Below are 8,121 nucleotides of genomic sequence, written 5' to 3' on the forward strand. Positions count from 1 at the left end.
GGGGAGGCCTCGTTCAACTCCTCCACGCTCGTCCGGATCCTCGCGGTGGCGGTGATCGCCCGGATGACGAACCTGACCGTCGCCGCCCTGGCGGCCGGGTCCCTCGGGATCCTGGAGGCGGCCTTCCAGTGGTCCTTCGGCAGCGTGACCGTCCTCGACGGGATCCTGCTGTTCATCATCGGCGCGATCCTCATCCTGCAGCGGCACCAGCGCTCCAGGGCCGAGCTCGAATCCGCGAGCTCGTGGCGGTCGGCTCGCGAGATCAGGCCCATCCCCCCGGAGCTGCGCGGGCTCCCGGTCGTCCGCAGCTGGGTGCGCAACCTCACCCTGCTCGGTGTCGCGCTCGCACTGGGGATCCCCTGGCTCCTCTCGCCCAGCCAGAACAACCTGGCCTCGGTGATCCTTATCTACGCGATGGTCGCGCTCTCCCTCCTCGTGCTGACGGGATGGGCGGGACAGATCAGCCTCGGGCAGTTCGCGTTCGCCGCCATCGGTGGATACGTGGCCGGCCGCGTCATGCTCCCTTTCCCGGTGCCGCTGCTGGCCGCCGGCATCGTCGGCGCCGTCTCTGCGGTCGTGGTCGGGCTCCCCGCCCTGAAGCTCAGGGGTCTGCACCTGGCGATAACCACGCTCGCGTTCGCGCTCACGACGACCACGCTGCTCCTGAACCCGAGCTACCTCGGCGCCGGTCTGCCGGACACGCTCGACCGGCCGACCCTCGTCGGGATGCAGCTCGAGGACGAGCGGATCTTCTACTACCTGTGCCTGGCCCTCATCGCCCTGCTGATCGCGTCGGTGACGGGACTGCGGCGCAGCCGCACGGCCCGGGCGTTGATCGCCTGCCGGGACAACGAGGCGGCCGCCCAGTCGTTCGGCATCAACCTCACCCGGGCCCGGCTGACCGCCTTCGCGGTCTCCGGGACGATCGCCGCTATAGCGGGAGCCCTGTTCGCCTACCACCAGCACGGGGTGCGGGTGCAGGCGTTCGCCGCCGACCGCAGCGTCACCATGTTCCTCATCGCCGTGATCGGCGGCATGGGGTCCATAGCCTCGCCGCTGATCGGAGCGGCCTACTACGGGGTGCAGCTGATCCTGGCCCTGCCGCCCGCTGTCCAGGGGCTCATCAACGGTGGCGGGGGGCTGCTCGTCCTGATGCTCCTGCCCGGCGGCCTCGGCCAGGGCGTCTTCGACATCCGCGACGCGATCCTGCGCCGGGTCGCCCGGCGTAACCGGATCGTCGTGGCCAGCCTGGTGGCGGATGTCCGGACGGCGGAGGGCGATATCGACGAGGTGTCGCCGATCGCCCCGAAGATCCGTCCCGGCGGCGGGACGATCTTCGTCCCGGAGAGGTACAGGCTGCAGGGCCAGTGGGCGCTGCCGGTGGGCCCGCGCCAGGCCGGGACGAAGGAGGAGGGCCGAGGTGGCTGACCCGAAGCCGGACCCCCTGGTCACCGCGCTCGAGACGGCCGACCAACCGGCTGCGCTCTCCGGCGGGCTCGACGCGCTCCTCGGCCGCCGGGTCGACCACCGCGACCTCGTGCCCAGCGCCCGGGAGAGGCGCCTGGGAGCCGAGGCGCAGGACGGGTTCGTCTACGAGCGGCCCGACGAGAGGGCGGAGCGGGTGCCGGTGCGCGAGCGCTTCCTCGCCTACCTCCGCGACGCCGACCCCCGGGGGGTCGGGGGGTACCGCCGGGCGCTGTGGATCCTGCCGATCGCCGGGATGTTCGGACAGCTCGACCAGAGGATCCTGGAGACGCTCGGACCCGAGATACGGGCCGACTTCGGCTACTCGATCCAGTTCCTCGCGCTCATCCTCACGCTGTTCAGGTTCATGCAGACGATCATCGGCCCTCTGATGGGGTACCTGGCGGACCGGGTGAGCCGGATCTGGATGTTCCGGATCGGCTCCCTGATCAGCAGCGGCTCGTCCATCCTGTTCGCGGTCTCGACGGGGATCCCGTCGATGATCACCGCGAGACTGGGGGGCGGGCTCGGGGACTCCGTCGCGCTCCCGGCAGGGTTCCCGCTGCTGTCCGACTACTTCCCTCCGCGGGGACGCGCCCGGGTCTTCGCCTTCTTCGCCTTCGTGACCACCGCGGGCGGCGTCGTCCTCCCCCCGTTCGTGGGGTTCGTCGCCGGTCGGGCCGGGTGGAGGACCGGCATGCTCGCCTTCGGGGTCCTGGGCCTGCTCGGCGCGCTGATGCTGTTCCTGCTCAAGGAGCCGGTCCGCGGCTACTACGAGCGGGTCGAGATGGGAGCGTCCGAGGAGGTCGCCCAGCGGGAAGAGAGGCCCATGAGCTGGGGCGAGGCGTGGCGGGCCGCCGCCAGCATCGTCACCGTGCGCAGGCTCTGGTACTCGACCCCTTTCAACGCTCTGTCCGGGTACCTCTCGGGCATCTTCCTGTTCCTGCTGCTCGCCGAGTCCTTCCAGATGTCCCCCGCGCAGCGTGGCTTCTTCGGGACGGTCACGGCGATCGTCACGATGATCGCGCTGCCGTTCGCCGGAGGGGTGGCCGACCGGCTGCTCGCCGACCGTCCGGCCCGGGTCATGGTCCTGTACGGGGGCCTCGGCGTGATCGGCGGCATCCTGCTGATCCCGATCGCGCTGTTCCGGTCGCTGCCCGTCGTCTTCCTGTGCATCCTGCCCATGACGTTCCTGGGTGCGCTCATCCAGCCCGCCCAGGGTGCGCTCTTCTCCCTGCTCATCCCTCCGCGCCTGAGGGGACTGGGGATGCAGACCTTCGTGCCCTGGCTCCTCCCCGCCCTCATCGCGGCTCCCATCCTCTCGGGGTACGCGGACGCATGGGGGGTGCAGCGGGCGTTCCTCATCATCCCGCCGCTCTCGATCATCGGGTCCCTGTTCGTGCTGAGCGCGGCCACCGGCATCGAACGCGACCTGCGGGCCGCCCGGGCGGCCGCGATGGCCGACGAGGAGGCGAGGAGGGCCCGGGAGTCGGGTCGCAACAAGATGCTCATCTGCCGCGACGTCGATGTGACCTACGCGGGGACCCAGGTGCTGTTCGGGGTCGACTTCGACGTGGAGGAGGGCGAGGTGGTCGCCCTCCTGGGGACGAACGGCGCCGGGAAGTCGACGCTCCTGCGCGCCATCGCCGGGATCCAGGAGGCTTCGAACGGAGCCATCTACCTCGACGGCCAGGACGTCACCCACGTCCCCCCCCACGAGAACGCGCGCAACGGGATCGTGATGGTGCCCGGCGGACACGCGATCTTCCCGACCCTGACGGTCGAGGAGAACCTGCGGACCGCGGCGTGGATGTACCGCGAGGAGGAGGAGTACGTCCGGACGAAGACCGAGGAGGTCCTGGACATGTTCCCCATCCTGCGCGAGAGGCTGAACGAACAGGCGGGGAACATGTCCGGCGGCGAGCAGCAGATGCTCGCGCTGGGTCAGGCGTTCCTGATGCGCCCACGCCTGCTGATGATCGACGAGCTGTCCCTCGGGCTCGCTCCTCAGGTGGTCGAGCGCCTCCTCGACACCGTGCGCAGGATCCACGCCGACGGGACCACGATCATCCTGGTCGAGCAGTCCCTCAACGTCGCGCTCACGATCGCCGAGCGGGCCGTCTTCATGGAGAAGGGGGAGATCCGCTTCGACGGGTCCACCGCCGAGCTGATCTCCCGGCCCGAGCTGGTCCGGTCGGTGTTCATGGGGGGCGCCGTGTCCGGACGCAGCCTCGGCACCACCCGGCGGGCGTCCGGGTCCGAACGGGAGAACCTCCTGCAGGTCCGGGACGTGTCCGTGAGCTTCGGCGGCGTGCGCGCGCTCACGGGGGTCTCGCTCGACCTGTCCGCGGGTGAGATCGTCGGCATCATCGGGCCGAACGGAGCCGGGAAGACGACGCTCTTCGACGTGATCTCGGGCTTCGTCCAGCCGGACGGCGGATCGATCTCGATCGGGGCGCGTGACGTGACGCCGCTCGGTCCGGACGCGAGGGCCAGGCTGAGGCTCGGCCGGTCCTTCCAGAACGCGACCCTCTTCGGGTCGATGACCGTGCGCGAGAACATCGCGGTCGCGATGGAGCGGCGGGCCGTGGTCCGCAACCCGGTCCTGGCCGCCGTCTGGGCGCCTCAGGTGCGCCAGAGCGAGCGGAAGCTCTACCAGCGCGTCGACGCGCTCATAGAGATCCTGGGGCTCGAGGCCTACGCCAACAAGTTCGTCGGGGAGATCTCCACCGGGACCAGGCGGACGGTCGATATCGCGTGCATCATGGCCTCGCAGCCCCGCGTCCTGCTCCTGGACGAGCCGTCCTCGGGTCTGGCTCAGGCGGAGACGGAGGAGATGGGGCCTGTGCTCACCCGGCTCGTGCGCGAGACGGGAGCGGGGCTGCTCGTGATCGAGCACGACATCCCGCTGATCACATCGGTCTCCGACCGACTGGTGGCGATGGAGCTCGGACGCGTGCTGGTCGCGGGAGACCCGGCCGAGGTCGTGAACCACCCGCAGGTGATGGCGTCCTACCTGTCGGCGTCGGAGGGGGTGCTCCACCGATCCGGTGGAGGGAAGCTCGCATCCATGCTCCGAGCCGCGGGCGTGAACGGCAACCGAGAGATCGACGAGGAAGGCGAGGTCGAGGCATGAGCTCCAGGAAGAAGGCGACGAGGTCGCCGGCGAAGCTGTCGCGCCAGGCGTTCCGCGACAGGTTCGAAGAGATGGTGTCCAACATCGGCCGCGTGATCAAAGGGAAGGACGACGTCGTCCGGATGTCGCTGACCTGCCTGCTGGCCAACGGTCACATCCTGTTCGAGGACATGCCCGGCACCGGCAAGACGATGCTGGCCCGGTCGATCGCGCAGACGATCAACGCCGAGAGCTCCCGAATCCAGTGCACGCCGGACCTGCTCCCGGCCGATGTCACCGGGTCCCCCGTGCTGGACCGCAAGACGGGTGATTTCATCTTCCGGCCCGGCCCCGTCTTCGCCAGCGTCTTCCTCGCCGACGAGATCAACCGCGCGTCGCCGAAGACGCAGGCCTCCCTCCTCGAGGCGATGGCCGAGCGCAACGTGACCGTCGACGGGGTCACCCACCCCCTCCCGCGGCCCTTCTTCGTGCTCGCCACGCAGAACCCGATCGAGCTCGCCGGGACCTTCCCGCTCCCCGAGGCGCAGCTCGACCGGTTCCTGTTCAAGCTCTCGCTCGGCTACATGGACACGGAGGCCGAGATCGAGGTGCTCGACACGAACCGCAAGCAGCACTCGATCGAGTCGCTCGAGCCGGTCGTCGACACGGCTGAGGTCATCGCGATGATGGAGTGGTGCACCGAGGTCTCGTGCTCCGACCCGGTGAAGCGGTACATGGTGGAGCTGGTCCAGGGGACGCGCAACGACCCCGCCCTGCTCGTGGGAGCCAGCGCGCGAGCGACGATGTCGCTGTTCTCTGCCGCCCGGGTGCTCGCCGCCTCCCAGGGACGTGACGACGTGCTCCCCGACGATGTGAAGCGGCTGGCCATGCCCGTACTCGCGCACCGCATGCTCCTCACTCCGGACGCGATGCTGCGGGAGGACACGGTCGAGCAGGTCGTCGAACGTCTCGTCACCCGGGTGAAGATCCCGACCGGAGCGGGTGGGCGCCAGCCCGCCGCGGCCACCGCGTGAGGACGACCGGTTGAGCGCACCGACCGCGGCGATCCGCCAGCGCGGACGGAGCCGGGCCACGAGCGACCTGGGCGAGTGGCTCGAGCGGAGGCTCGGCATGACCACGAGCGGTCTCGCCGTCATCGGTTTCGCGGTGGCGGGCTGGATCCTCGCCCGGCTGATCGGGAGCCGGTCCATGTTCCTGCTCGCCTACGGCGGGGTGATCGTGGTCGCCGTGGCGTACTTCCTGGCTCGGCGCAGGCTGGCCGTCGACGCGAGCCGCTCCGACCTCCCGACGCGGGTGCGGGAGGGGCAGTTCGTCGAGGTCGAGCTGGCGCTGGAGGCCAAGCGGCGGTTGAGCACGATCGTGCTCGAGGAGGAGCTCGCGCCGGAGCTGGGGCTCCCGGTGAGGGTGCCTATCCCGCTGCTCCCGCCCGGGCAGACGGTGAACCACGTCTACACGTTCACGCCCAGCATGCGCGGCGTCTACACGGTCGGACCGCTCGTCGCCACGTGGAGCGACCCCTTCGGATTGACCCGGAAGCGGATGGTCCTGACCGAACCGGTCGACATCATCGTCCACCCCACGACCGAGGTGGTGGACGACCGAGTCCTGAGCCGCGAGTGGGAGGACCCGCCCATCCGGCCCCCCGTGTCCAAGCCCTGGCCGACCGGTTTCGAGTTCTACGGGATGCGCGACTACGTGTCCGGGGACGACCCGCGACGGATCGTGTGGCGCGCCACGGCCCGCACCCTCGACCCAGACAGCGGGACCGGACGCTACCTCGTCCGGGAGGCCGAGCAGGGGATCACCGACAGGGTCGGGATCTTCCTCGACACCCACGCGGACACGCACACGCCCGGACATCCGAGCGACACCTTCGAGCTCGCGGTCAAGGTCGTCGGATCGCTCGGGACGAAGCACCTCAAGGACGGTTTCGCCGTGACCGTGGACAGCAACGGGGGTCGCATCGCCGCTCAGCTGCGAGGTCAGCGCGCCCGCATCCCGCTCCTCGACGCGCTCGCCCGCGTTCAGCGCGAGCCGCAGCCGCTCGGCGAGGGGATCGCCCGGGTGCTGGGCGACCCGAGGCGGGACACGCACATCGTGATCGTCACCCCGTACCTGTCGCGCGACGCCGCGCGCAAGATCCGCCTGCTGATGGACCGCGGCGTCTCGGTCCTGCTCGCCCTCCTGCAATGGGACGACTCCGACCCCGAGTCGATGCACCGGGCGGGCGGCCTCGGGTGCAACATCGTCGAGGTGAGCCTCGGGAGCCCCCTCGGCCCGGTGTTCAGGCGCGTCATGGGAGCGGCGAGCCACCGATGAGCGTCACGGAGGCCCCGGACCTCACCCTCGAGATCCCGGCCGACGCGGAGCTCGAGCCGCGCCCGGAGGACCAGCCCCCCGGCGACGATCTGGTCAACGTCCCCCTCACCTGCGCGTCCGTCTTCCTGGCCACGGCGGGAGCCGGCTGGATGGCGGCCGGTGTCTTCCCCGGCGCCTTCCCGCGGGTGGTCGCGCTGGCCGGCGCGGCCATCGGCGTCGGCGTGGTGGCGGGCTCCTTCCGGACCAGCCGGCCCAGCCTCGTGCAGTACCTGGCCCTCCCCGCGGCGGTCGTGGCGGGGGCGGTCCTGGTCATCCCGGACGCCACCGGCGGCACGGCCAACCTCCCGAGCCTCGTGGCGGAGGCCGTCCGGACCGGTGGGATCGCCCAACCTCCCGTCCCGTTCGACCCGGGCTGGCGGTTCCTTCTCCTCGTCCTGACCTCCTTCGTCGGATCGGCGGCGGCGTCGCTCGGCACCGGCCTCAACCGGGCCAGGCTCGGGCTCCTGATCCCGATGCCACTGTTGATCGGCGCTGCGCTCGTCCAGCCCCAGGAGGCCTCGGCGATATCGACGATCGTCGCGCTCGGGTTCGCGGTGGCCGCGCTCGCCGTCTCCTACGGCGTCGAGCTGGCGCGCGAGGGAGCGACCTCCGGGAGCTTCGAGGCGCGACGCCTCGTCCGGGGAGCCGGCGCGCTCGGTGCGCTCGTCGTGGTGCTGATCGTGCTGAGCCAGGCCGGTTTCCTCTTCCCCGACACAGAACGGGACCAGGTGATCCCACCCTCCAAGCCCGAGCGGCAGCCGCCTCAGCGCGACCGGGTCCTGTTCGAGGTCACCTCCGACCGGCCCGGTCCGTGGCGGCTGGGCGTGCTCGACGTGTACCAACAGGACGGCTGGGCGATGCCTCCCTACGACACGAAGAGGTTCCAGGAGGTCGGGGAGGACGGTTCGATCCCTCCGGCGCCGGCCGGCCGAGCCGACGCGCCCGCCCCGAGAGCGGCCGGGGAGCAGCGGGAGACGTACGAGGTCACCTTCCGGGTCGCCGATATGGAGGGACACGTCGTGCCCACGGTCGCCGAGTCGTCGGCGGTCGAGCGCAGGGACCCGTTCCCCCTCCAGTTCGACCCCCGCACCCAGATGCTGCGCCTCCCGCAGAGCCGGGCCTCGGAGGGCATGACCTACACCGTCCGGGCTCCCACCCCTCCC

5 protein-coding genes are annotated in these 8,121 nt (G+C 70.8%); all 5 read left to right on the forward strand.

The window, feature by feature from the left end; translation table 11 throughout:
* The coding region (locus VM840_05455; GenBank protein ID HVL81022.1) for a branched-chain amino acid ABC transporter permease at positions 1-1,428 on the forward strand (1,428 nt) is incomplete at its 5' end.
* The gene (locus VM840_05460) at positions 1,421-4,600 is read left to right on the forward strand and encodes an MFS transporter (protein ID HVL81023.1); all 3,180 of its coding nucleotides are present in this window, start codon (positions 1,421-1,423) and stop codon (positions 4,598-4,600) included. The genes VM840_05455 and VM840_05460, both read left to right, overlap by 8 nt.
* Positions 4,597-5,613: a MoxR family ATPase gene (locus tag VM840_05465; GenBank protein ID HVL81024.1), complete on the forward strand. Its 1,017-nt coding sequence runs from the start codon at positions 4,597-4,599 to the stop codon at positions 5,611-5,613. Before VM840_05460 ends, VM840_05465 begins: the two co-directional genes overlap by 4 nt.
* 10 nt (positions 5,614-5,623) lie before the next feature.
* Positions 5,624-6,919 (forward strand): DUF58 domain-containing protein, encoded by a 1,296-nt coding sequence (locus VM840_05470; protein HVL81025.1) that lies wholly within the window; start codon positions 5,624-5,626, stop codon positions 6,917-6,919.
* Positions 6,916-8,121: hypothetical protein (locus tag VM840_05475; protein HVL81026.1), on the forward strand; the 1,206-nt coding region annotated here is incomplete at its 3' end. The genes VM840_05470 and VM840_05475, both read left to right, overlap by 4 nt.

It is taken from the genome of Actinomycetota bacterium (assembly GCA_035540895.1).
Taxonomy (GTDB): Bacteria; Actinomycetota; JAICYB01; order JAICYB01; family JAICYB01; genus DATLFR01.

Coding starts and splice junctions, on each gene's coding strand:
- VM840_05465 (HVL81024.1), top strand. CDS start 4,597: ATGAGCTCCAGGAAGAAGGCGACGAGGTCGCCGGCGAAGCTGTCGCGC.